The sequence below is a fragment of the Vibrio taketomensis genome, from assembly GCF_009938165.1.
GTDB lineage: Bacteria > Pseudomonadota > Gammaproteobacteria > Enterobacterales > Vibrionaceae > Vibrio > Vibrio taketomensis.
Window position 1 is genome coordinate 1,096,514 of record NZ_AP019649.1, and the last position, 24,116, is coordinate 1,120,629.

The 24,116-nt window shown below is 44.7% G+C and carries 21 protein-coding genes and 1 pseudogene; 8 read left to right on the forward strand and 14 right to left on the reverse strand.

The window, feature by feature from the left end; all coding sequences use genetic code 11:
• Positions 1–149 precede the first annotated feature (149 nt).
• The 8 genes from Vt282_RS05085 to Vt282_RS05120 form a co-directional block, all read right to left on the reverse strand.
• Positions 150–398, reverse strand: coding sequence for a hypothetical protein (locus Vt282_RS05085; protein ID WP_162046656.1), 249 nt, complete (start codon positions 396–398; stop codon positions 150–152).
• A gap of 98 nt (positions 399–496) precedes the next feature.
• The gene (locus Vt282_RS05090; protein ID WP_162062728.1) at positions 497–2,854 is read right to left on the reverse strand and encodes a hybrid sensor histidine kinase/response regulator; all 2,358 of its coding nucleotides are present in this window, start codon (positions 2,852–2,854) and stop codon (positions 497–499) included.
• Positions 2,847–3,725 (reverse strand): cytochrome-c peroxidase, encoded by an 879-nt coding sequence (locus Vt282_RS05095; RefSeq protein ID WP_232055150.1) that lies wholly within the window; start codon positions 3,723–3,725, stop codon positions 2,847–2,849. The genes Vt282_RS05090 and Vt282_RS05095 overlap by 8 nt, the downstream gene beginning before the upstream one ends.
• Before the next feature lie 213 nt (positions 3,726–3,938).
• Positions 3,939–4,838, reverse strand: coding sequence for a DMT family transporter (locus tag Vt282_RS05100; RefSeq protein ID WP_174855833.1), 900 nt, complete (start codon positions 4,836–4,838; stop codon positions 3,939–3,941).
• A gap of 111 nt (positions 4,839–4,949) precedes the next feature.
• On the reverse strand, positions 4,950–5,240 hold the full coding sequence (locus Vt282_RS05105) for a DUF1496 domain-containing protein (RefSeq protein ID WP_162062730.1): 291 nt from the start codon (positions 5,238–5,240) through the stop codon (positions 4,950–4,952).
• On the reverse strand, positions 5,237–6,154 hold the full coding sequence (locus Vt282_RS05110) for a pyridoxal-phosphate dependent enzyme (RefSeq protein WP_162062731.1): 918 nt from the start codon (positions 6,152–6,154) through the stop codon (positions 5,237–5,239). Before Vt282_RS05110 ends, Vt282_RS05105 begins: the two co-directional genes overlap by 4 nt.
• A 60-nt stretch (positions 6,155–6,214) precedes the next feature.
• A complete protein-coding gene (locus tag Vt282_RS05115; protein WP_162062732.1) occupies positions 6,215–7,483 on the reverse strand; it encodes a sensor histidine kinase in 1,269 nt (422 codons plus the stop codon).
• Positions 7,483–8,160: a response regulator transcription factor gene (locus Vt282_RS05120; RefSeq protein WP_162046651.1), complete on the reverse strand. Its 678-nt coding sequence runs from the start codon at positions 8,158–8,160 to the stop codon at positions 7,483–7,485. Before Vt282_RS05120 ends, Vt282_RS05115 begins: the two co-directional genes overlap by 1 nt.
• Positions 8,161–8,320: 160 nt before the next feature.
• On the opposite strand from Vt282_RS05120, the gene Vt282_RS05125 reads away from it, so the two are divergent.
• The 6 genes from Vt282_RS05125 (at position 8,321) to fabV (ending at position 15,944) form a co-directional block, all read left to right on the forward strand.
• Positions 8,321–9,325, forward strand: coding sequence for a glycosyltransferase family 2 protein (locus tag Vt282_RS05125; RefSeq protein WP_162062733.1), 1,005 nt, complete (start codon positions 8,321–8,323; stop codon positions 9,323–9,325).
• Positions 9,322–10,725 carry an ArnT family glycosyltransferase gene (locus Vt282_RS05130; protein ID WP_162062734.1) on the forward strand — a complete coding sequence of 468 codons (1,404 nt, stop codon included), beginning with the start codon at positions 9,322–9,324 and terminating at the stop codon, positions 10,723–10,725. The genes Vt282_RS05125 and Vt282_RS05130 overlap by 4 nt, the downstream gene beginning before the upstream one ends.
• A gap of 2 nt (positions 10,726–10,727) precedes the next feature.
• Positions 10,728–11,162 carry a GtrA family protein gene (locus Vt282_RS05135; RefSeq protein ID WP_162062735.1) on the forward strand — a complete coding sequence of 145 codons (435 nt, stop codon included), beginning with the start codon at positions 10,728–10,730 and terminating at the stop codon, positions 11,160–11,162.
• A gap of 381 nt (positions 11,163–11,543) precedes the next feature.
• Positions 11,544–12,170, forward strand: a complete 627-nt coding sequence (psrA, locus tag Vt282_RS05140; RefSeq protein WP_162062736.1) for a TetR family transcriptional repressor PsrA — start codon at positions 11,544–11,546, stop codon at positions 12,168–12,170.
• Positions 12,171–12,238: 68 nt separating this feature from the next.
• Positions 12,239–14,554, forward strand: coding sequence for an acyl-CoA dehydrogenase (locus Vt282_RS05145; protein WP_162062737.1), 2,316 nt, complete (start codon positions 12,239–12,241; stop codon positions 14,552–14,554).
• A gap of 184 nt (positions 14,555–14,738) precedes the next feature.
• Positions 14,739–15,944 carry an enoyl-ACP reductase FabV gene (fabV, locus tag Vt282_RS05150; protein WP_162062738.1) on the forward strand — a complete coding sequence of 402 codons (1,206 nt, stop codon included), beginning with the start codon at positions 14,739–14,741 and terminating at the stop codon, positions 15,942–15,944.
• 135 nt (positions 15,945–16,079) lie between these two features.
• Here the strand turns inward: fabV and xthA are convergent, their stop codons facing one another.
• Genes xthA through dinG form a run of 5 tightly spaced genes read right to left on the reverse strand, consistent with a single transcriptional unit; the run spans position 16,080 to position 20,510 of the window.
• Complete coding sequence (gene xthA, locus Vt282_RS05155; RefSeq protein ID WP_162062739.1) at positions 16,080–16,889, reverse strand: exodeoxyribonuclease III; 810 nt, start codon at positions 16,887–16,889, stop codon at positions 16,080–16,082.
• Between the two features lie 33 nt (positions 16,890–16,922).
• Positions 16,923–17,084 carry a pleiotropic regulatory protein RsmS gene (gene rsmS / locus Vt282_RS05160; protein ID WP_162062740.1) on the reverse strand — a complete coding sequence of 54 codons (162 nt, stop codon included), beginning with the start codon at positions 17,082–17,084 and terminating at the stop codon, positions 16,923–16,925.
• Between the two features lies 1 nt (position 17,085).
• Entirely contained in the window at positions 17,086–17,634 is a 549-nt protein-coding gene (locus tag Vt282_RS05165; protein WP_162062741.1) for a primosomal replication protein, read from the reverse strand.
• The gene (locus tag Vt282_RS05170) at positions 17,631–18,410 is read right to left on the reverse strand and encodes a sulfite exporter TauE/SafE family protein (RefSeq protein ID WP_162062742.1); all 780 of its coding nucleotides are present in this window, start codon (positions 18,408–18,410) and stop codon (positions 17,631–17,633) included. The genes Vt282_RS05165 and Vt282_RS05170 overlap by 4 nt, the downstream gene beginning before the upstream one ends.
• Before the next feature lie 21 nt (positions 18,411–18,431).
• On the reverse strand, positions 18,432–20,510 hold the full coding sequence (gene dinG, locus Vt282_RS05175; RefSeq protein ID WP_162062743.1) for an ATP-dependent DNA helicase DinG: 2,079 nt from the start codon (positions 20,508–20,510) through the stop codon (positions 18,432–18,434).
• Positions 20,511–21,007: 497 nt separating this feature from the next.
• Here dinG and Vt282_RS05180 point away from each other — a divergent pair, with 497 nt between their 5' ends.
• The gene (locus tag Vt282_RS05180) at positions 21,008–22,012 is read left to right on the forward strand and encodes a porin (RefSeq protein WP_162063683.1); all 1,005 of its coding nucleotides are present in this window, start codon (positions 21,008–21,010) and stop codon (positions 22,010–22,012) included.
• A gap of 79 nt (positions 22,013–22,091) precedes the next feature.
• Positions 22,092–22,757 (forward strand): DUF2057 family protein, encoded by a 666-nt coding sequence (locus Vt282_RS05185; protein ID WP_162046640.1) that lies wholly within the window; start codon positions 22,092–22,094, stop codon positions 22,755–22,757.
• Between the two features lie 75 nt (positions 22,758–22,832).
• Here the strand turns inward: Vt282_RS05185 and bioA are convergent.
• Positions 22,833–24,112: pseudogene (bioA, locus tag Vt282_RS05190) on the reverse strand (adenosylmethionine--8-amino-7-oxononanoate transaminase).
• Between the last annotated feature and the right edge of the window lie 4 nt (positions 24,113–24,116).

A 24,116-nucleotide genomic window follows, 5' to 3' on the forward strand; every position in this document is an offset into this window, starting at 1 on the left:
ACAGGGGTTTTTGAACTGGATAGAAAAGTCGCAGTGATACAGTAACCACCTATACCCAAGTTGTTCCCACATCTTCAAACGATGACAGGGATCGAAATTCCATTGCTTGAAATCACTTGGGTATATTGTTTAGCGGTTACATTTGAAGATTAATGCGTGGTATTTGGGCCTTTGCGCACAAGGTCTTGGCCGTTTTTAAATACTTCTTCAGAGACCCAACGACCCAGTACAAGTTGGTGCTTGTCATCAAGTACGGCAACAAAGTGGCGACCGGTTGAGTTTTGTGTCGCCAGCGCTACGCCAGCAACATTTTGTAGGCCTAGAATACCGCTATCAATCGCGTGCAAAAATGCTTCTAATTCTTCTAGGGTATCGATAATTCTTTCGTCTTTAATCATGACTGAAATCTCAAGTATTACTTTGGGCGCTACTTTACCTATCCCACACTATAAAATCTATAGTTGTGCACCTTTAGAGGGTGGTAAGGCATCGTGCATCAGGCTTTGCGAGTCAAAGACTGTTCATTCGTTGGTTGATCCAGCAACCGATTTGCTTGATGGACATTGACGGTAAGTAGGTTGACCAGTTGTTGAAATTGCTCGACGTCAGGAATATTACCCGCTCGAACTTCATGTTCGATTTTTTGTGTTAGGTTGCCAAGATTGTCCAACTGTAAGTTGAACGCGACGCCTTTTAATGCGTGGAGGGTTTCGTGTAGTTCTTGTTTATTTCTGACACTAAAGGCCGCAATCAGTTGGTCAATGTAGCTTTCAAAATCATTGATCAGCGAAGTGACTAACTCGCTGTAGACGCTAGGGTCAATTTTGAGCTCTTCCAGCATCGCACTGTTCGTCAATTCTTCTTCTGTTAGACGTAGTTTCTCTAAGTTTTCCCGATGCAGTTGCACCACATTACTGGGTTGATGATGTTGCTCGATGCGATGATTGAAGTTGACTAAGGCATCATGAAAACTCTCTTTTTGCAGCGGCTTAGTGAGTACGTGGTCTGCGCCTGCAGCAATAAAATCATCATGCGCTTCTCGGAATACATCCGCAGTGTAAGCGAAGATCAGCGTTTTTAGTTTCAACTTCTCTCTGAGATAGCGAGTTGCCTCGATGCCATTCATCTCCGGCATATGGTTGTCCATCAAAATCAGGTCATAATTGTTTCGCTCTGCCATTTCGATCGCGATACGCCCATTTTCCGCAGTATCAACGTGGTGGCCTAGTTTAGAACAAAATCCTTTGGCAACAATGGCGTTCACTCGATTGTCATCCGCCAACAAAATTTTGAGTGATTTCTGATTTACCGCTACTTGATTGACTTGCACGCACTCTTGTTGACGTTGGCTATGCTGTTGGGTGCGTTGCTGGTCGATGGCTAATGGCAGAGTAATTTGAAAGCGGCTACCTTGGCCTAGGCGGCTGGTTAGTGTGAGCTCACCGTGCATGAGTTCAGTCATCTTTTTCACGATCGCGAGACCAAGGCCGCTACCACCAAACTGGCGAGTCGTTGAAGAATCGGCCTGTTCAAACGATAGAAAGATGGTTTCGTGTTTATGTTCATCAATACCAATACCGGTATCAATGACCGCGATCTGTAACTGTTGAGGTTCCTCAGAGGTTAAGGAAAATTCCAATGTGACATGGCCTTTTTCAGTAAATTTGATCGCATTACCGGCAAGATTAAATAGGATTTGTCTCAAGCGGGCACAATCGCCAATAAAGTGCGTGTGCGCAGGGATACGATTGTCGATATTTAGCGGGAGGTTTTTTTCTTCTGCAAGTGGAGAAATAGCGCTGACCACCGGATCGATCACTTGGTTTAATCCAAAACTGGCAGACTCAAGCACGAGTTTATTTTCTTCAATTTTTGAGTAATCGAGAATGTCATTCAAAATCGTCAACAGGTGCTGACCTGATTCGAGGATCACCTTGATATTGTTTTTGGTTGCAGCTTCTTGGGTTTCTCCATTAATGATTTGTGCAATACCGAGTACGCCATTCATTGGCGTTCTGAGCTCATGACTCATCGTGGCAAGAAATTGCGATTTGGCTTTGGCTGCTTTGAGCGCTTTCTCAGAAGCCATCTTCATTTCTTGGTTGATTTTTTGTAGGTGGATAAAGCGTTGATAGCCTTGAAAGGCAATTAAACCAATTAAAACCCCGACAGCGGCAACACAATAGTACAAAGCATGGCTGAGTTTGAGGTTAGCTAAGTTTCTTAGGGTAATTTCCGACTCTTCAATAAAGTGGTGATTATGTTCACTCAGTAGATCCCGATACAGAGCCTCTTGGCGACCGTCGATAAGCTTTAATTGCTGAGTAAACTGCTGAATTTGGGGGTGAGCAATATGCTCCCCAGAGAGGTTATTGTTTACAAAATCAAGAAAGTACCAATGATTGTCACGGTGTGTTTGGGCAGCAATGGTTTTTTTGAACAAAGCGTCTAACGATATCAGGGCGTATTTTCTGGCGACTTGCACGCCTATCAGCATGTCGAGCATACCGGTTGTATGATAGAGCTGTTGTTCGAACGCGTTGATATTTTCCTGAGTCGTCTCAAATGAGGCGTCGATAGGGAACCAAAGCATGGCCTTGAGGGTTTGTGGTAATAATTGGGCTTCTTTTTCTATGTCGATAATGCGGTCGGTAAAGGTGTAATGTAAGCGGTCTTGCTCAGGTTGATAATTGAGGATTTGATCTCTCAGGCCAAGTAATTCATGCCCAATATCCGTAGTATCAATAGAGATTTGTTCGATGTTGCGACTATTTTGAAAGCTCATGTAAGCGAGGGCAAATAGGGTGGTTGAACCAATCGCGAGTAGTAGGCTGAAAATTTTGACTCTATTCATTTTCAAACTCCTGCAAAATCTTTGGCCTTGGTGCGCTGAGTGTTTTGAGGAAGGCTTCTATTTCAGTGATTGATTGCGCATCCATGGTGATGCCGAGCTGTCCTTGGGCCATAATCTGAATCGCTTGAGCAAGGGTTGGTGTCCGTCCGTCGTGAAAGTAGGGGGGAGTATTGGCGACATTGCGTAAACTGGCGACGCGAAAGTAATACTTATCGAGCGTATTTTCGGTGACTAAATGTCTGCCGGTGTCCTCAGAGTGATTGAGGTTGGTGAAGTAGCCAAATTTTTGAATCATGTTGCCACCAATATTTTGCCCTTGATGACATTGAACACAGCCTACTTGTTGAAAGGTTTGCCATCCGCGTTTTTCCATGTTAGTTAGCGCAGATTCATCTCCATGTAAGTATTGATCAAAGCGAGCATTGGGCGTTTGTAAGCCGCGCATGAACTCAGCGAGAGCGAAACGTATGTTTTCTTGGTTAATGTCAAAATCTTGAACATCGGCAAATAGAGTCTGATACCGCGTAGAGCGCTGTACATAGTCCTCAATTTTTGTCCAGCTAGAGTCCATTTCAACTGGATTGGTGACAGGTCCATTCACTTGTTCCTCTAAACTATTGGCACTGCCATCCCATAAAAAGCGATAGTTAAAAGACGAGTTAAATACCGTAATGGAGTTGCGAATTCCTTTACCATTTACGCCGGTTGAGACTGGAGTGTATTGTGCGCCATTGGTTTGCAGATCATGGCAACTCTCGCAACTGATGGCGCGGTTAGAAGAAAGATTAGGGTCACGGAATAGCGTCCAGCCAATTTTGGCAATATCACGGTTAAATTGAGTTTGTTCTGGGATGGGTTCAACCAATCTCATCGCTTGATAAGACTGCTGTTTATGATCTGAATGGTGATGGTCTTCGCCGCTGTGGACGAACAGCGGCAACAGGATCACTAAAGTTAGTATTTGCCAACGTGTCATAGATAAAATTATTTTGTATATTTATCTATAAATTTAGTTGCATATGAAAATTTGCAATCTAACCGCTGATGTTGGCGTCATCGGTATGCAAAACAGGTGCGTTAGGTTTTACGCCTCTCTTTGGGGTAAAAGCTTTTTACCAAAGACATTAACCAGCGCACCAAACATAATCATTGCGCCGCCCATATAAGTCCACATCGAAGGAATCTCACTAAATATCACAATACCAATTAAAGTAGAGAAGATGATTTGCACGTAAGAATACGCCGAAGCCGTGCCAGCAGCCTGTGTTTGCATTGCTTTGGTTAGACCAAATTGGCCAATTTGAGTAAAGACGCCAACCAACACTAACATCGCAATTAAGGATGGATTGGGTAAAACAAACTCATCCCACATTAAAAAGGTCGAGATGGGTAGTGCGACCAAAGGAAAATAGAAAATGATCACCGAACTGTCCTCGGTGCGACTGAGCTTGCGAACTACCACATAAGCAATTGAACTGGCAAATGCGCCTAGCAGGGCAACCATAACCCAGAATAATGGAAGTTCAGGAGCATTGTTCACGTGGGATAAATTAGGTTGAACCATTAACCCTACGCCGACTAAGCATAGAAAAATACATAATGCAGTTGAGCGTTGAATACGCTCTTTAAGAAACAGCAGACCCAGTAGAGCGGTAAAAATTGGGTGACAGTATTGAAGGATTGTTGCTTCTGCAAGTGGCAAATGAACCACAGCATGGTAGACGCACATTAGCGCTACGGTACCAACAGCACCTCGCAATAGCAGAAGTTTTCGATTATTGCCCCAAATCGAGATACCTTTACGCTTTACATCAAGATAGCTAAGGATAAGAGAAACTAACGCGCGTGCGGCGACAATTTCAAACACCGGAATGCCGTATTGGCTCACGTATTTGACGCAAGCAGACATAAGGGCAAAACCCAAGGCGGAAAGCAGCATAAATCTCACCCCAACAGGGATAAGATTGTTGAGAGTATTTGGCATGATGGTCGCAGTGGATGGGTTTTCAGTCATCATATACCTAAGTCACCCAAAGGTGCTAGTTATCTTCGGTATGACTTGGCGTATCAGTGCTCAAGGGAGAGAGTTGAGCGCTTAACGATTCGTTTTGCGTGACTCTTCAGGCGAGTAGCTTTGCCACTTTAGACGACCATTGGTTTCAAAGTCAGTTGCGTTCTCACAACGCAATAGAAAGCCGCCAACCTCAAGCAGTGAGCCTTCGGAGTAGGCTTGTCCTTGGTAGTAGCAGAGTCGTTGGTTTGTGTTATCGCCATCGACGATAACGGCGGTGCGGTTGGGCGTTGAATAACTTTTCTCGCTCGCGACACTGACACTCGCAATAACACTCAATCCCAAGCTCAATAAGACAAATAAACATTGTTTCATACTGACTCTCCAAATTTGCGTTGGTAGCGTGGCAACATACTCTCATTGCCTAGTAATCCACCTTGGTGAATATAGAGCAAGGTTTTATCTCGATTATTGGGATACCAATCGAGTAGACACTGCCACATCATTGGGTCATAAAGTAATTCAAATTCTACGCCAGTTTGTTGCTGTAGTTGCTGCCAAATTCGATAATCTTGCAGGTAGAGCTTGCCAAAATGATGTTTGCTCGCCGGTTCGATAATGGTTGGGTGGTCTGTTTCACCTAGCTGTTTAAATTGTAGACGCAGATAAGCACTGCCACCTACGCAGGCACACGTAATCACCTCAATCGCATGCTCATTAAGTTGATCATGATGTTTGAGTGCCTTATGAAGAAAGAGTGCGGTAGTCCCCGTTCCTGAGGGCAACGCAATGGCCCATTTTTGTTTTGGCTGAGTTAAAATCCACTCAGCAATTTCATTGGCAAGTTGCGTAACACCATATTCCGCCAGTTCGCAGCGTCCTCCTTCCGGTACAAATAAACAGTGTTCATCCGGTTGACGAATTTGTTCAATGTAGTCAACTGGATGCGAGTTGCTCTCGGCAACAGGAATCACTTGTGCACCTAGGGCTAATGCTGCGCGGTAGTTGCCGGTTGGTGTCTCCTTCAGCCATTGAGGAATACGATCAACGTAAAACTCTAATTGCCAACCTTTGAGGTGTGCGAGTGCCGCCATGGAATACAAGGAGTTGGCTTGAGCACTGCCGTAACCAATCAATGTTGTTACTGCCGGAAAGTCATCTTCTAACAACGCCATAAACTTACGCGCCTTATTCCCCGAGAACTGCGGGTGTAGCTGATCGTCTCGCTTTAGGTAAAAAGGAATATTGCTAAATTGGTGCTGGGTGACGGGCGTGTCGGCGAGTTTCATTCTTAATCTGCAGTGATAAAACAACTAGGTCCCAATCATAACGGAAGGGGACCTTGAGTGTTATTGAAAAGTGATGCTTGCCATGCATCCGCGTGGTGCATGATTTTTCAAACTAAACTGCCAATGATAGCGATGGCAGAGATCTTCAACAATTAACAGCCCCAATCCGTGGCCTTGTGTACTTGGGTTGTCACTTAGCCCCGGACCATCATCAATAATACGGATTTGATGTTGATCCACTTCTATCGTGATTTCGCCCTGCGGGGTTGCTGCAATCGCATTGCGAATAAGGTTGCCAACCACCATATTCAGTACCGGTTGGGAAGCGCGTAAGATTGGTGCAGAGGTATAACTCAACGTAATCTCAATCGCTTTGTCTTTGGCTTGGTTTGAGTTGTCTGCGACGATGGTTTCAAATTCGGTGAGTTCGATTTCTCTCAGCGGAGCATCGTCAACATTTCTCTCATATCTGACGATACTCAATAGCGCATCAACCATCGTAATCATTTGTGTTGTGGCGGTATCAATGCGGTCAATTTGGCGTTGATTGAACGGCTCCTGCTGACGTTTAGCCAGCAACTTGTTCGCGCCTTTAACCACTGTCAGTGGTGTGCGCAGTTCATGGCTGGCATAACGAGCAAAGGCTTGTTCTCGTTTCAGCGCTAAGTTGAGATCTGAGCGATATTGGTTGAGGCGTTCGGTCAGGATCTGAAATTCTTCCGCTGCTTCTGAAGAGATGCTAAATGCGTTTTCAGCGTTACCAGAATGGTTTTGCAATTGATCCGCGATATTATTGAGAGGCTCGATCAAGCGAATTGAGAGTCGATATAAAACGGTACCAAAAATGAACATCAACGTTGAGACGATCAAAACCACTATAAGGCTAGAATAAACGATCTCGTCTAAATCAAACTCGACATTATCGATTTTTGACATCAGGACGATATCGTAACTCTGCCCATTTTTGGTGTAAGTGCCTTTGTATATCATGCGCGAAATTTCGCTTTGATTACTCTCCTCAAGCTCCACTTCACCTAAGTAGTCTTCGTGTAACATTAAGTATTGGCGGTAGTCTTCAGGCACCAGTGACATATCATTGTAGGCATCAGTGAGCATGTCGATTTGGATTTCGCCATTTTCACCGGCAGTAAATCGCTGAATCGCGATGTCGCGATCGAGTAAAATTCGACGCTCACCCATGCGATCTTCCGACCAATGAATGGCCAAAGAAAAAACACTAAAGCTGATCAAACCAATGAGAAGTGACATACCGATAAAGAATATCGCCAATCGATTGGTTAAAGATTTGGTGCTGCCTAACAGTTGCATTATTCACTCATCTCTAAACGAAAGCCAATTTTCGGAATAGTCACCAGCAGCGGTTTTTCAAATGGTTTATCGAGCTGGTTTCGCAATTGGTAGATATGGCTGCGTAGCACGTCGTTGTTGGGTTCGCTCTCATCCCATAGTTTTTCTGAGATCTCTTGGCGAGTGACGATTTCTGGAGCTCGAGCACACAGCATTTCTAGGATAGTGTAGGTTGTCGGATTGAGTGCCAGAAGTTTTTCTTCTCGATAAGCCTTGCGTGTTTTTTGGTTGATGGTGACAGGGCCAAAAATAAGCTGAGTTGGCGCAATTTTTCCTCGATAACGTTTAATCAAAGCATTCATGCGAGCTTCGAGGATTTCAAGATCAAATGGTTTAGTTAAGTAGTCGTCGGCACCATGTTGAAAGCCTGTCAGCATGTCATCTCGACTATCTAAGGCAGTAAGCATCAGTACTGGTGTAGTATTACCTGCGTCACGGAGTTTATTGCATACGGTTAATCCATCCATACGTGGCAACATCAGGTCGAGAATGATCATGTCAAAGTTACCGTTTAGCGCCAGTTGTAATCCCAATTCGCCATTGTCTGCGTAATCCAGTTCCATTTCTAAGCTCTCGAAGTAATCGAATAAGATTCCTGCGACTTCACGGTTATCTTCAACAAGTAATATTTTGTTCATAGGTCTTCTGATTGTCTTATATGGCCATATTGAATCAACAATAGCGTGAAAAAAACGTCAATAACATTCTTTTCACACCTTCCCCCGTAGATTAGCCGCAGAACATCTCAAAGTTCCCACTTTGTCCTCTAACGTTGAAGTTAAACATTATGGCGGTTGTATGGATTTAATATCTATTACTCAAAAACGTTTTGAATCGGCGATTACTCTCTCGGTTATCGTTCCTTATTTTAATGAGTCTGCAGTGCTTCCTGCGTTGCATGCTCGTCTTACTGCGACGTTGGATCAGATCCCGGAGCGGTGTGAAATTATTTATGTCGATGATGGTAGCAATGATGACAGTCTACAGCTCGTTGAGCATTTTCAATCAACCAGCAGCATTGTGCGTAGTGTTTCGTTAAGCCGTAACTTTGGCAAAGAGTCGGCGATGAGTGCAGGCCTTGAGTACAGCCGTGGTGAGGCGGTGATTCTTATTGATGCAGATTTGCAAGATCCACCTGAATTAATACCTCAAATGTTGGCAAAGTGGCGCGAAGGTTATGACGTGGTCAATATGCAACGCAAAGAGCGTCACGGTGAAACTTGGTTAAAGCGTCGTTCAGCGGCTGCTTTTTATCGTTTACTCAATAGTTTAGCCAAAGCTTCTATTCCGGAAAATGTTGGCGACTTTCGCTTGTTGAGCCGCCGAGTGGTTAATCATATCAACCAAATGCCAGAGCGTAATCGCTATATGAAAGGGATTTTTTCTTGGCCTGGTTTTTCTCAGTACACCATGCAATTTGATCGCGACCCTCGTTTTTGTGGTGAGACAAAATGGAACTACTTTAAGTTATTTGGCCTAGCTGTTGATGGCATTACATCATTTTCTATTCGTCCTCTTCGATTGGCCACCTTGTTCGGTAGCCTTATCGCTTTAGGTGCATTTTTCTATGGTATGGTGATTGTCACGCAAACATTATTGTGGGGCAGTGATGTGTCGGGCTATCCATCGTTGATGGTAGCGCAACTGGCAATTGGCGGTATTCAATTGCTTTCTATAGGCATTTTGGGTGAGTACATCGGACGTATTTTTATTGAATCGAAACAGCGCCCGCTGTTTTTGGTGCGCTCGGTAAAAGAGAAGCCGGCTGTGATGGTGTTTGAACCTATGGAGAAACGCGCATGAGTTTTAACCGAGTTCATTTGTGGGCGATCTTAGGCACGGTATTGCTGGTTCGATTGATTTCTCTTGGTGCGTATCCGCTGATGGATACGACAGAAGCACGGTATGGCGAAATGGCGCGCTTAATGATCGAAACCGGAAACTGGCTCACTCCGCAGTTTGATTATGGTGTGCCGTTTTGGGGGAAACCACCACTTTTTACGTGGATGAGTGCCACCGGGATTGAAGCATTTGGCATTAATGAATTTGCCGTGCGTTTTCCTCATTGGTTGGCAGGCATTGCTGTACTGGCATTGATGGCGCATTTTGCACGCAAACAATACGTGAGTGGGTTAGTCACGACAGTCGTGTTAGCCACATGTGCGATTTTTGCTGTTGCTGCGGGAGCGGTGATGACCGATATGGCGCTGACCTTTGGTCTCAGCCTTGCCATGGTTGGTTTCTATCAATGTTGGCAAGGGAGTAAGCGTTGGGGCTATGTGGGCTTTGTTGGATTGGCGATAGGATTGCTGGCTAAAGGACCATTAGTGATTGTATTGATGGGTATCGCGATTGTGCCATGGTTAGTATTACAACACGGTGTTAAAGGTGCGTTGGTTACACTATGGCAACGTATTCCGCTGTTATCGGGCGCCGCATTAATGCTGCTCATTGCGGTGCCTTGGTATGTTTTAGCTGAGCGCGCAACGCCCGGGTTTATTGATTACTTCATTGTGGGTGAGCATTTTAAACGATTCTTAGTCAGTGGCTGGGAAGGGGATCTATACGGCTCTGCACATGATGAACCGCGTGGCACGATTTGGCTGTTTTGGTTATATGCCGCCGCACCATGGTCAGTGGTTCTGCCGGTGTTGCTGTGGAAGAAGCGTCGCCTATTCATGCTACGTGAAGCTAAACATTTTCCTTTAGTGAGCTTTTTATTGTGTTGGATGTTGTCACCATTGCTGCTGTTCACCCTGTCTGGAAATATTTTGCCAGCGTACGTGTTACCGGGTATTCCGGCTTTGGGTATGCTCGTGGCGATGTTGCTGGCAGACGTTAAGCACGATCCTAAGTGGTTTAAAATCACAGCCGGTTTAATGCCAGTATTGTTAATCGTTGCCGTAGTAGTGATCAACTTTGGCGTTGATGACAAGAAGAGCGACAAGATGATCTTTGCGAAAGTGAGTTCTGCGATACCGACGTTTTATGTTGGTGACCGTCCGTTCTCGGGGCAGTTTTATAGTCACGGTAAAGCACTTAAGTGGGATCCATCGGTGCAACTACAAGCGATGCCTGGTTTTCAGTTGATTGGCAAGAAGCATGACGTGCAACAGCTAGTGCACGAACAAGCTCTGAATTGTGTTGTGGAATATACCGCTAAAAGCAAGCGTATTCTGTATCGCTGCACTCCTTCGAGTTAGCGATGAAGGTTTTGTTGAACTTGTTGCAGCGACCTTTTATTCGGTTCTGTGTTGTCGGTGGGGTTGGATTTATTGCTGACGCGTTGGTATTTGCGCTTTGCGTTGAGTTATTTGGTTTTCCTTTACTGTGGGCGCGTGCAATCTCTTTTGTGATCGCGGCGAGTGTGACTTGGTTTGGCAATCGTTGTTTTACATTCATGGATGTCGTTAACGGTGGAGTATCTTCGCTCGTACAATGGGGTAAATTTATGCTGGTGGCATGTTTTGCTGCGATACCTAACTTCGCTATGTTTCAGAGCGTGTTATGGTTATTCGATGATCAGGAATGGGTTCCATATCTGGCACTGCTTCTGGGTATTGTCGCGGGTATGTTGGTGAATTATTGCTTGAGTCGCCGCTGGGTGTTTTCTTCACAATCAGCTGCTCATCACCATTAAAACAGAACAATATAGACGGCGCTTAATCGCGCCGTTTTTTTGCTCGAAAGAGAATAAAAAAAGCCCAGTGCAAGTGTGCGCTGGGCTGATACAAACTAATTTAGGAGTTAATTAGGAAAAAGCAGTGTAAATAAATACTGTCAGTAAGGGAGAGAGTTTGCGGCCTGTAAACTCGTCATATCCTCTTACACTTATTCAGACCCACCGATCGTCGAACAGTTCCCAAAAATCACTTTTTTTATTTATTTTTAATTATCAGCTAATTAGGAGAGCTTGGTTCTCTCTGAGGTCAGAACTTGCTCAAAATGTGATGTTAATTGGTTGTTAATGATGTTTTGTGCCTGTATATTTTCAAACAGGTGTTTAATACAGACGATTAAAATGACTGCAAAGCTGAAGACAAAAGATAAGATTTTAGATGTCGCAGAATCCTTGTTTGCAGAGCATGGTTTCAATGACACCTCTTTGCGCACGATTACCAGTAAAGCCGGGGTGAACTTGGCTTCAGTGAACTATCATTTTGGTGACAAAAAAACGTTAGTGAGAGCTGTGCTTAATCGCTATCTAGAGGCGCTAATGCCTGCCGTATCCGATGCTTTGATCACTCTCAACTGCAATGAAACGTTTTCGATGAAGCACGTGTTTGAAGCGTTACGCGGTCCTTTGATGGCGCTGAATCATGTTCGTCCTAATGGAACCAGCCGTTTTATGTTGTTAATCGGGCGAGGATATACCGATGTTCAAGGCCACTTACGTTGGTTTATCACGACGCGTTACCAAGAATCGCTGACGCTGTTTGTCGATTCGGTACTGAAAGCCAATCCTAACCTCAGCCGTGAAGAAGTCTTTTGGCGTTTGCATTTCACACTCGGTACTTGTGTCTTCACCATGGCATCCAGTAAAGCTCTGGCTGAAATTGCCCACAACGATTATGGGCAAAAAGTCGATGCCCAAGATGTATTAGACCAATTGATTCCCTATCTTGCTGCTGGTGTATCAGCAGAGTAACCATCAAAAATAATAACTATTTATAAGTACGCAAATACGTATAGAAACGTGAACAAAAGGAACTGGTTATGAGCTCTTTACGAAGAAAATGGATCAGCGATCCAGCTTTTAAATTGTTTAAACAAGTACTTCCACCGCTGTCTGATACTGAGAAAGAAGCGATGGAAGCGGGCAGTGTGTGGTGGGATGGTGAGCTGTTCTCAGGTAAGCCAGATTTTACCACGTTGCACCAATACCCTAAGCCGACTCTAAATGCTGAAGAGCAATCCTTTATGGATAACGAGTTGGAGACGCTACTTTCGATGCTCGATGATCAAACCATCAATAAGCACGATCGAGACTTGCCAGAGGAAGTGTGGCAATACCTACGTAAAGAGCGCTTCTTCTCTTTGATCATTTCTAAGCATTATGGTGGTAGAGAGTTCTCAGCTCTTGCGAACTCAACCATCGTATCGCGCATCGCAACGAAGAGTATCAGTGCTGCTGTTACCGTTATGGTGCCTAACTCGCTTGGTCCAGGTGAGTTGTTATCTCATTATGGTACTCAAGAACAAAAAGATTACTGGTTGCCGCGCCTAGCCGATGGAACCGATATTCCTTGTTTTGCACTGACCGGCCCAGAAGCGGGTTCCGATGCCGGCGGTATTCCTGATGAAGGCGTGGTTTGCATGGGGCAATATCAAGGTGAGGAAGTACTTGGTATTCGTGTTTCATGGAATAAGCGTTACATCACGTTAGCCCCTGTCGCGACGGTACTTGGTTTAGCGTTTAAGATGAAAGATCCAGACGGGTTGCTTGGCGATAAAACCGATATTGGTATTAGCTGTGCGCTGATCCCTGCTGATCATGAAGGCGTTGAGATTGGTGAGCGTCACGATCCACTGGGTTCAGCCTTTATGAATGGTCCGACTCGCGGTAAAGACGTGTTCATTCCTATGGATTGGCTTATCGGCGGCCAAGAATATGCAGGTAAAGGCTGGCGTATGCTGGTGGAATGTTTATCCGCAGGACGAGGTATTTCACTGCCGGCACTCGGCACGGCAATTGGCCACTTAACGGCGCGTACAACCGGCGCTTACGCCTATGTACGCAAACAATTTGGCATGTCGATCGGTAAGTTTGAAGGGGTAGCAGAGGCCTTGGGTCGAATTGGTGGCTATACCTACTTACTTGAAGCGACACGTACGCTGACCACAACCTCTTTGGATATGAATGAAAAACCGGGGATTGTTACTGCGATTGCTAAATATCACATGACAGAAATGGCGCGCACCATTTTGAATGACTCTATGGATATTCATGCAGGCCGAGCAATCCAAGATGGCCCAATGAATTATTTGGCTAAGCACTACATTGGTATTCCGGTGGCAATTACGGTGGAAGGCGCGAACATCCTGACGCGTAATCTAATGATCTTCGGTCAAGGTGCAACGCGTTGTCATCCATATGTACTCAAAGAAATGGAAGTAGCGGCAAACCCTGATCAAGAAGAAGCAGCACGAGAATTTGATAAGTTACTGTTCAAACATATCGCACATGCAACCAAAAATACCCTTGGAGCATTTGGCGCGGCGTTAACGGGTTCTCAGTTTATTTCTGCCAAAATGAGTGGCCCAACCAAACGATACTACCGCGACATTACACGCATGAGTCGAGCGCTTGCGGTGAGCGCAGACTTCGCGATGTTGACGTTAGGCGGCGAACTGAAACGTAAAGAGATGATTTCGGCACGTTTGGGTGATGTGCTAGCGTATTTGTATATGGCGTCAGCGACATTGAAAAAATATGAAGACGATGGCCGTCAGCAAGAAGATTTGAACTATGTGCATTATGCTGTTCAACACTGTTTGTATCATGCTGCGCAATCACTTCAGCAAGCGTTTATTAACTATCCGCAAGCGGCAATAGGACGCTTGATGAAGGTGTTGGTATTCCCATTTGGGAATCATTTCCATAAACCAAGTGATGAACTGTCGGTGAAATTAGCGCAAAGCCTAATGATTCCGGGTGCACACCGAGATCGTCTCACTCATTTGTGCTACATCGGTGAGCGTGAGGATGACAATATTGGCTTGATGGAAAATGCCTTTATTGCCATGTATGACGTACAAGGCATTGAGCGCAAACTCATGGAGGCCGCTAAACAAGGTAAGGTGGCACGTAAAGGTTTATTAAGCGAGCGATTGGAGCAGGCGAAACAAGCGGGTGTGTTAACGGATAAAGAGATTGAGCAAGTGTTGGCAGCAGATAAACTGCGTTACCATGCGATTCAAGTTGACCACTTTAGCCATGATTTCTCAGAGGTAAGAACACCACCTCTTAATCCAGAGCCAAAGGCCAAAAAAGCGAAGCAGAGCAAACCTAAGCTCAATAGTGTTGCTTAGTACGTAGCGAAAACAGAGTGAAAGGCACCTTCGGGTGCCTTTTGTGTATTTTTGGCAATAAAATGGATGGAATTTGTTTGAAAGTGCTCCAACCACTTGCATTTTCACTGCAATTTTTCAGAAATTAGATGCGATTTCCCGACGAACCTTTTATCCTAGCGAAGATTTTTAAAGGAAGTTGAATATGATCATCAAACCTAGAATTCGTGGATTTATCTGTACCACAACACACCCAGTGGGTTGTGAAGCTAACGTAAAAGAACAAATTGCTTACACTAAAGCGCAAGGTCCAATCAAAAATGCACCTAAGCGTGTACTTGTGATTGGTTCTTCAAGTGGCTACGGTCTATCTTCTCGTATCGCTGCAGCATTTGGTGGCGGCGCATCAACGATTGGTGTGTTCTTTGAAAAAGAAGGTTCAGAGAAAAAGCCGGGTACAGCTGGTTTCTACAACGCAGCAGCTTTTGACAAGCTTGCGGGCGAAGCAGGTCTGTATGCAAAAAGCCTAAACGGTGATGCTTTCTCTAACCAAGCAAAACAACAAGCAATCGATCTGATCAAACAAGACCTTGGTCAGGTTGATATGGTGGTTTACTCATTGGCATCGCCAGTACGTAAAATGCCAGAAACAGGCGAAGTGATTCGTTCTGCGCTAAAACCAATCGGCCAAACTTACACTTCAACTGCGGTAGACACTAATAAAGACGTGATTATCGAAGCAAGTGTTGAGCCTGCAACAGAACAAGAGATCAACGATACTGTTACTGTTATGGGCGGTGAAGATTGGGAACTTTGGATCAATGCACTTGCTGAAGCAGGTGTACTTGCCGACGGTTGTAAAACCGTTGCATACAGCTACATCGGTACTGAGCTAACTTGGCCAATCTACTGGGATGGTGCGCTAGGTAAAGCGAAGATGGACCTAGACCGCGCTGCTGCTGCACTAAATGCAAAACTGTCTGCAACTGGCGGTACGGCGAACGTAGCTGTTCTTAAGTCAGTAGTGACTCAAGCAAGTTCAGCAATTCCAGTAATGCCTTTGTACATTGCAATGGTATTTAAGAAAATGCGTGAAGAAGGCGTACACGAAGGTTGTATGGAGCAAATCTTCCGCATGTTTAGCCAACGTCTATACAAAGAAGATGGCAGTGCGCCTGAAGTGGACGAGCAAAACCGTCTACGTCTAGATGACTGGGAACTGCGTGAAGACATTCAGCAACACTGCCGTGAGCTATGGCCACAAATCACGACTGAAAACCTAAAAGAACTGACTGACTACGTTGAGTACAAAGAAGAGTTCTTGAAGCTATTTGGTTTTGGTGTTGAAGGCGTAGACTACGAAGCGGATGTGAATCCAGCGGTAGATGCGGGCTTTATCACTATCGAATAAGCCTATTGATTGCCCACTTAATGCTAAGTAGGCTAAAAATTCAAAAGCCACCTGATATTACAATGGTAATCAGGTGGCTTTTTTATTGTCTGAAGGCTTTGCATGTAGCGCCTAGAAAGCTAGGCACTAATTTGCTTAGAAGCTAAACGTTGACCAAATAGGTGCGTGATCAGAAGGTTTGTCGATACCGCGTAGCTCGTAATCGATGTCTGATTCAACGCACTTTGCAGCAAGGCTTGGCGTGGCCAGGATTACATCAATTCGCAGACCACGGTTATCATCAAAGCCACGCGAGCGGTAATCAAACCATGAGTACTTATCTTCTACTTGTGGATGTAGTGTACGGAAGGTATCTACCATGCCCCAATTAAGTAGAGTTTGCAGCCATTGGCGCTCTTCTGGTTGGAATGAACATTTACCAGTTTTCAACCAACGTTTACGGTTTGCTTCACCGATACCAATGTCGAGATCAATCGGGCTGATATTGATGTCACCCATCACAATGATGTTTTCACTATTGGTGTGGTACTGATTCAAATAACCCATGAGGTCGGTGTAAAACTGACGCTTGTATGGGAATTTGGTTTCGTGGTTAATGTTGTCGCCTTGCGGGAAGTAACCGTTAAGAATCGTGATTTTTTCACCTTCGCTATTCTCGAAGGTCGCCATAATCATGCGCTTTTGATGATCTTCATTATCGCTTGGAAAGCCTTTTTGAATCGCGATTGGCTCTTGTTTACATAGCATCGCGACACCGTAATGGGCTTTTTGACCATGGAAATAAACTTTATAACCCATAGCTTCCACATCTTCGATTGGAAAAGCTTCATCATGTACTTTGATCTCTTGTAGCCCAATCACATCGGGTTGATGCTTGTCGATAATGGCTTGTAATTGATGAAGACGGGCTCTAAGGCCATTGATATTAAATGAAATAACCTTCATTTCTCATCCTTATATGGTCAATTGGCGATGGCGTTATTGGTTTTTTAGCTTCGCTTCTAGATCGTTTTGTACGATTTTAAGCGCGGCCAAGGCAATGTGTGGGTCTACTTCGCTGCTCTCAAGTAAGTAGATCAGATCAACAGCCAGTTTTATTTCATCAGGCGCTTGCTCAAGACTGCTCTTGGGTGTGGACATATTACTGATTTCTCTCTCGATAGGTGATCTGGTTTTCCAGTTTTATCTTCGCTGCGCGACAGCGCTCTAATCGTTGCTCGGTGACTAACAGTGCTTGCTGCGCTTGTTGTTGAGCAAACGGCGGAGCGGAGTTAAGCGCGTTTTGTTTATCGATCACCATTTCCATCAATCTGCGTTCCCAATCTTGGTGTTGCGCTAACTCTTGGTAGAGAACATTGATTGGTTTTTGATAGAAACTATGGTGTTGAGGCGCTTTTTTGCGTATCGCTTGAGTGGCTAACTCTCGTTGAATCGCGCTCATTTGGGCAAATAATCGCTCACTTAGGTATTCCGCTCGCAGCGTGGTTAACTTGTCCGTCTCTTGTTCTCGAATTAAGGTTTCGAGTGTGCTCTTTGTTTCTTTAACGCAAGGAACTAGTAGCTTAGCGCTACCATGAAATAAGCGGTCATCAAACAGAGCTTGAGGTTGCTCACCTCGGCGTCTATCGATATCAGCAGCTTGAATTGCCAACTGATCAAGTGTAGAGATAAGTTGTTTTAGTTGAGTCATACTGCGACAAACCACGCATCGTAAGCCAATTTCACCGCGAGAATACTCACCACGGTAACGAAAATGGGGCGAATAAAGTTAGCACCAAAGCGAATTGCTGAGTGCGCACCAACAAAAGCGCCTGCCATAAGGCATATTCCCATGGTTAAACCTAAAAGCCAATCAATATGGCCTAAGATGGCAAAGGTAATGAGCGAGGTGAAATTACTAGTGAAATTCATTGCCTTTGCCACGCCGGAGGCAATCAGAATATTGAGGCGATAAAGCGCCATGGTGCTCACAGTCCAAAAAGCGCCGGTGCCCGGTCCCGCGACACCATCATAGAAGCCAAGCAACGATCCTTGAATAATTTGTTTTTTATGGAAAATAGGGCACGGTGGTGGAGTTTCATTGCCGCTGTTTTTTGGAGTTTTGTGCCAGACAGAGTAGATTGCAGCGATGAGAATGACGAGAGGTAGTGCTTTTTCTAACCATTCGTTACTGATCCAGTCAACGAAAAGCGTGCCAAGAATCGCACCAATAAAAGTGGTGATAAAGGCTCGCTTCCAACTTCGAGGACGGAATAAACGTTTGCGATAATAAGTGAATGCTGCTGTTGATGATGCGAACGTCGCCGCCAGCTTATTGGTTCCTAACGCCATATGAGGCGGTAACCCTAAAGAGAGTAGGGCTGGCACGGTGAGCATACCGCCGCCACCGGCAACGGCATCGATAAATCCAGCAATAAAAGCGACTAACGCCAACACCAACAGCATGGTCGGCTCAAACATTTCCATTAATTATTCTTCTTATAGTCTTTATTCAATAACTCGTTTAAAAGGCGGTAATGAATCAAGTAACGCTGTGCCGTATCGTTTTGTTACTAGTCGTCGATCAAGAATAGTAACGGTACCACAATCACGTTCTTTTCGAAGTAGTCGGCCGACTGACTGAATCAATTTTTTACTCGCTTCTGGAACCGTGATCTGCATAAATGCATTGCCGCCTTTGTGCTCAACATATTCGGCGTGAGCTTGTTCAACTGGTGAAGTTGGCACTCCAAAAGGAATTTTAGTAATGACTAGGTTTTCTAGTAATTCACCTGGTAAATCAAGACCTTCAGAGAAACTTCCGGTGCCAAAAAGGATACTGGTTTTACCGCATTGCACTAAGGTTTTATGTTTTTTTAGAATTTCACCGCGTGATTCTTTACCTTGAATTTGCAGTGCCCAGCCATTTTTGATGAACTTTGACTCTAACGCTTCCGCGACCTGATTCATTTGCCAATAAGAAGAGAATAAAACTAAATTAGCCTGTTTGTCTTTGATTTGATTAGGCAGAATTTCAATAAGATATTCCGTAAATTCTTTGGCTTGCGGTTCATATTTCATTTTAGGGATGCGTAGCTCAGCCTGATTTTGATAATCAAAAGGTGAGGCGAGGGCTAAAAAGCGCGTGCCATCTTCTGCTCGATCACTGACGCCTGATTGACGGCAGAAAAAGCTGAATGAGTTTAGGGCACGCAGCGTCGCAGACACCAATACTGCACCTAAGCAGCGGCTCCAAAGCTGCTGATCGAGCTGCCAACCAACTTCTAAAGGGGACACGTTGACAATAAAGTCCCCTTCGCGTTCTGGACTCACTTCTAACCAGCGAGCAAGAGGCGCGCCCTTGTCTCGTTGTGGCTCAGCCATAAGTTGCCAAACTTGCGCTAAGTTATCCATACGTTGAATATAGAAACCCAACTCAGCAAGGACAGGCTCTGCGAGGCGAGCTGCAAGCTCACCATCTTTGACTCTTTCCGCGATTAAATCGGCGATTTTAGCCGTTGCTTGCGCGCCTTTTTGCGAGAGCTGTTTAAGCTCTTTAGATTCTTCGCTCAACCAATCTGGCAGTTCACCATGTTCAAAGCGATAGATGTTTTCGCTGAAATGCGCGGGGTCAAATCGAGAGGCGAGTTGAGTCAATGAAGGGATTAACTGCTGAACCGAGTTCTGTAACTCGTTTCTAAAACGCCCGACACGCTTTTCATCCGCCATGCTCGCATATTTGGTCATCGATTGGTTGAGTCTTTCAAGCCAAGTTGCCGCCCCTTTGAGGCTTGCCGCTGCCGCTGAGTGATCTCGCGCTACGTGTGGTAAATGGTGCGCTTCATCAAACACGTAAATTGTGTTCTCTGGTTCAGGTAAAATTACGCCGCCACCCAAATCCGCATCCGCCATTACTAGGCTGTGGTTAGCGATAATTACATCGGCTTTATCGAGTTCGGCGCGCGCTTTTTGGAATGGACAGCCACGGTGTGCTGGCATGCTGTTGTTGCAGCTATGCTTATCACTTGCGATCAGTTGCCAAATTTCATCAGGGATGGTTTTAGGCCATGAGTCTCGGTCACCATCCCATTTACCTTGAGAGAGTGAGCGATACATAGTTTCTAATAGCTCAATGTCTTTGCGCTTAGGCTTTGTTTCAAACAGGGCTGTTTGTTGTCCTTCCGCTTCTGTACCACAAGCCACTGCCAACTTTTCTGCACAGCAGTAACGTTGACGCCCTTTTGCGAGCAAAAAAGAAAAACTGAGGTCGGTAATGCGTCTAAATAAAGGTAAATCTTTATTAATGAGCTGCTCTTGCAGCGCAACCGTTGCTGTCGATATCACTACCTTACGTTGGTTCAATACTGCAACGGGAATGGTCGCCATTAAGTAAGAAAGCGATTTACCGATACCAGTGCCAGCTTCTGCAACAATGATGCGATTTTTGGCGTGATATTCACCACACAATGTTTTGGTTATTTCTGCAACAAGATAGTTTTGTGCTCTGCGCGGTACAAAGTTATCCAGCTGAGCTTGTAGGTTTTGGTAACTTTTTCGAATCGATTGTTGGATTTTATTGTTGGTCATATCAGCGCCTTACTTACGGACGGTGAGTCTAACACACTTCCAGGACTGTTACGTAGTTCACGAAATTAAACGTGAGTGAAAAAATTGTCGATCAGCTTCACAAAAAAATAATGAACTATTCAAAACTCGTAAATTGCTACAAACAGACAGTATAAGATTCTGCTTTGGGTTTGGTTAATGGTTTTATGTTTTGCGTAGTGGGTGTTTTTATACCTTGTATGGATTTAATGCTTGTGAGGTGCATTTCCTTGACCGGTTATGCTGGGCATCTCCCAGATTAGAAGTTAGTCGCAAAAATGAGTTTTATTACTGTAACTATATGATATTTATGGATTTGATGTTTTTATCTTGATTTTTATAAGATTTGACAGGTTTCGGATTCTTCTGCACTCTAGCGTCGAAATTTGAAAACAGCGTTGTTATGCCAAGGCTGACGGCGCTAAAAAATATAAAAGGGAACCGGATATGGAATTCCCTAATCTAAGAAAAGGCAGTGGATTAACTATGAAAAGACTCTAGTAGCTCTTTCGATTCTTGCAGCAGCAACTTCTGCTCAAGCTATCGAACTATACAACCAAGACGGCGTAACTGTTGACATTCACGGCGACATCGAAGTTACTTACCAAAACTCTTTCTCTGATAGCTCAATGAGCCAACAAATCGAAGACGCTGACTTCGGTTTCGACGTTCGTTACGCTCTAAATGACGACCTACAATTTGGCGGCTACTGGGCATTTGACGGTTCAGAAAGCAACAACGCTGAAGTAACTCGTAGCGGTGACGTTTACGTTGCTCTTTACTCAAAAACTTACGGTTCAATCAAATTCGGTCGTCTATGTACTGCAGTCGATGACCTAGGTGGCATCACTACTGATTACCAATTTGACGTAAACAAACTTTACACAGCTGGTGCAAACGACGTTACATGTGCTGACGAAGCAATCCGTTACGACTACGACAACGGTTCTTTCTACACAACTCTTGGCTTTATTCAAGACAAACTAGGTCACAACGATCTATTCACTAACGTTGATAACGGTGAACTAATTAAAGTTGACGGTCGTGATTTCAACTACTACGACGGTCGTTTTGGTTACCGTGTAGCTGGTCTTGATCTATCTGCATTCTTCGCAGCGCTAAACTTTGAAGATAAAGCAGCAGGCGACGACAAAGCATACGGTTTCGAAGCTGATTACTCTGGTATCGAAAATGTACGTCTAGGTCTTGGTTACTACGCGACTAAGAACGATCACGACAACACAAAAGACTCTGATGTTGTTACTGTAGGTGCTGATTACTACCTAGGTAAGTGGACTTTCGCAACTGCATACTCACACGCTAGCCAAGATTCTGCTAAAGACCTTAACAGCTGGTTCGTAAACACTGGTTACAACCTAGCACCAAATACTACAGTTTACGCTGAAGTTGCTGGTAATGATGGCGAAACTGAAGGCCGTGACAACACGACAGCAGTAGCTATCGGTGTTAAAGCATCATTCTAATGATTGCTGAATAAGATATACTAAAGCCACCTTCGGGTGGCTTTTTACATTATGCTTTGCTAATTCAAGGAGAAAACCTTTGAAAATTAAACACTTACTGGCTGTGCTGGCTGGTGCGTTGGCCCTGCCTTTGCAAGCTGCGGTTTTAACTGCACAAGATGGCGTTTCTATTCTTTATATCAATGGTCAAGCGGCTCAAGAAAAAATTGGTAAAAACCAGGTAGAAGATGGATTTATTCAAGCTGTAGTGCGTTTTGATGACAAGCTAGGAAGTGGCAATAGCGGCAAGGTATACACATCTAAACCTTACTTATTAAGCTTTGATGCTCAAGGTGAGGCGATCAATATCGTTGCACCTCAAGTATACAGCGAACAAGAAGCCGACATCGAGTTTGCAAAAGCAAAACCGAATTGGAAAATTGTGGTTGATGGTAAAGACATTGCTTTTGAACAATCACAACTTAAAGGTAAGAGCGGTTTTATGCCTTATGCAGGCATGGAAAATCTAATTGCTGAACATAACAAGCAAAACGGTATTTACTTTAAAGATGGCCAGCTAGTCGATGCACCTGCGGCGTTAGAAGTTGCTGTTGTTCCGGCTGCAGTAGCAAAAGCAGAGAACAAACCAGCAGTAAAAGCGGCACCAGCGGATGTGAAAAACGTTGAGCAGCTGAAAGCTTGGTACCTGAAAGCGTCTAAAGAAGAGCGCAAAGAATTCCGTCGTTGGATGATTGACCAAGAGTAATCATTAACGTTGAACGATCAAAAAAGGGTTGGCATTGCTAACCCTTTTTTGTTGTCCTATTTCATTGTTTGGCGGTTAAGCAACGAAACACTCAGGCTTATTGAGCGCAGTTTCAATGGCATTAACTAGTTTTCAATATGTTTAGGTTGGCTAATGTAAGGTGGCATCATATAAATGAGTTTGCCAAAAGGTCGAATCCACACGCCTTGTTCAACAAAGTGTTGTTGAATGATTTCCATATTGACCGCAGACGTCACCTCAACCACGCCAATTGCACCTAACCAACGTATTTCATTGACTCTTGGGTGTTCAGCCAATTGAGGAAGCAAATCCGCAAAGCATTGCTCGATCTGTTGGGTTTGTTGTTGCCATTGGTTTGCTTCAAGCAGTTCCATACTCGCTGTTGCCACTGCGCAAGCTAAAGGGTTCGCCATATAGGTTGGCCCGTGCATAAAACACCCCGCCTGACCGCCACAAACCGTATTGGCAACATGAGAACTGGTAAGGGTGGCAGATAGCGTCATGTAGCCGCCAGTCAGTGCTTTTCCTAGGCACAAAATATCGGGTTCAATATTGGCATGTTGATAGGCAAAGAGTTTACCAGTGCGGCCAAAACCAGTGGCGATTTCATCCAAAATCAGCAGTACCCCATATTGATCGCATAGTTCGCGAACGCCGCGTAAAAATTCGGGGTGATAGATGCGCATTCCGCCCGCACCTTGAATGATCGGTTCTAAGATCACAGCGGCAATGTCATGGTGATGCTGTTTGAGTTTGCTATGAAAGTCATCAAGATCTTTTGGATCCCAAGGTTGCCAGAAACCTGATTGGGGAGAGTTGGAAAAAATATGCTGAGGCAAAAAGCCTTTGTATAGGGAGTGCATCGAGTTATCAGGGTCTGTGACAGACATGGCAGCAAAAGTATCGCCATGATAGCCGTCCCTTAAGGTTAAAAACTTGGCGCGCTTTTCCCCTCTAGCATGCCAGTATTGCATCGCCATTTTTAAGCTAACTTCAACTGCCACTGAGCCAGAGTCAGCAAGGAAAACATGCTGTAGTGAATCGCATGTCATGCTGATCAATTTTTTGCACAGATCAATAGCAGGTGCATGGGTCAGTCCACCGAACATCACGTGGGCAAAGTGCTCCACTTGTTGATGAGCTGCGATATTGAGCGCTGGGTGATTATAACCGTGTACCGCCGCCCACCAAGAAGACATGCCATCGACCAGTTCCTCACCACTTTCTAGATAGATATGCACACCATCAGCGCGGATAACGGGGTAACACGGTAAGGGGTTAAGTGTAGAAGTGTAAGGATGCCATATGTGTTGGCGATCGAAATCTAGATCCATGATA

Excerpts from the sequence above, each read along its gene's own strand:
- Vt282_RS05120 (WP_162046651.1), bottom strand. The coding sequence starts at position 8,160 with ATGAACAAAATATTACTTGTTGAAGATAACCGTGAAGTCGCAGGAATC.
- Vt282_RS05110 (WP_162062731.1), bottom strand. The coding sequence starts at position 6,154 with ATGAAACTCGCCGACACGCCCGTCACCCAGCACCAATTTAGCAATATT.
- Vt282_RS05125 (WP_162062733.1), top strand. The coding sequence starts at position 8,321 with ATGGATTTAATATCTATTACTCAAAAACGTTTTGAATCGGCGATTACT.
- Vt282_RS05170 (WP_162062742.1), bottom strand. The coding sequence starts at position 18,410 with ATGGAAATGTTTGAGCCGACCATGCTGTTGGTGTTGGCGTTAGTCGCT.
- Vt282_RS05130 (WP_162062734.1), top strand. The coding sequence starts at position 9,322 with ATGAGTTTTAACCGAGTTCATTTGTGGGCGATCTTAGGCACGGTATTG.
- xthA (WP_162062739.1), bottom strand. The coding sequence starts at position 16,889 with ATGAAGGTTATTTCATTTAATATCAATGGCCTTAGAGCCCGTCTTCAT.
- dinG (WP_162062743.1), bottom strand. The coding sequence starts at position 20,510 with ATGACCAACAATAAAATCCAACAATCGATTCGAAAAAGTTACCAAAAC.
- Vt282_RS05090 (WP_162062728.1), bottom strand. The coding sequence starts at position 2,854 with ATGAATAGAGTCAAAATTTTCAGCCTACTACTCGCGATTGGTTCAACC.
- Vt282_RS05145 (WP_162062737.1), top strand. The coding sequence starts at position 12,239 with ATGAGCTCTTTACGAAGAAAATGGATCAGCGATCCAGCTTTTAAATTG.
- psrA (WP_162062736.1), top strand. The coding sequence starts at position 11,544 with ATGACTGCAAAGCTGAAGACAAAAGATAAGATTTTAGATGTCGCAGAA.
- Vt282_RS05095 (WP_232055150.1), bottom strand. The coding sequence starts at position 3,725 with ATGAGATTGGTTGAACCCATCCCAGAACAAACTCAATTTAACCGTGAT.
- Vt282_RS05135 (WP_162062735.1), top strand. The coding sequence starts at position 10,728 with ATGAAGGTTTTGTTGAACTTGTTGCAGCGACCTTTTATTCGGTTCTGT.
- fabV (WP_162062738.1), top strand. The coding sequence starts at position 14,739 with ATGATCATCAAACCTAGAATTCGTGGATTTATCTGTACCACAACACAC.
- Vt282_RS05085 (WP_162046656.1), bottom strand. The coding sequence starts at position 398 with ATGATTAAAGACGAAAGAATTATCGATACCCTAGAAGAATTAGAAGCA.
- Vt282_RS05105 (WP_162062730.1), bottom strand. The coding sequence starts at position 5,240 with ATGAAACAATGTTTATTTGTCTTATTGAGCTTGGGATTGAGTGTTATT.
- Vt282_RS05100 (WP_174855833.1), bottom strand. The coding sequence starts at position 4,838 with ATGCCAAATACTCTCAACAATCTTATCCCTGTTGGGGTGAGATTTATG.
- Vt282_RS05115 (WP_162062732.1), bottom strand. The coding sequence starts at position 7,483 with ATGCAACTGTTAGGCAGCACCAAATCTTTAACCAATCGATTGGCGATA.
- Vt282_RS05165 (WP_162062741.1), bottom strand. The coding sequence starts at position 17,634 with ATGACTCAACTAAAACAACTTATCTCTACACTTGATCAGTTGGCAATT.
- rsmS (WP_162062740.1), bottom strand. The coding sequence starts at position 17,084 with ATGTCCACACCCAAGAGCAGTCTTGAGCAAGCGCCTGATGAAATAAAA.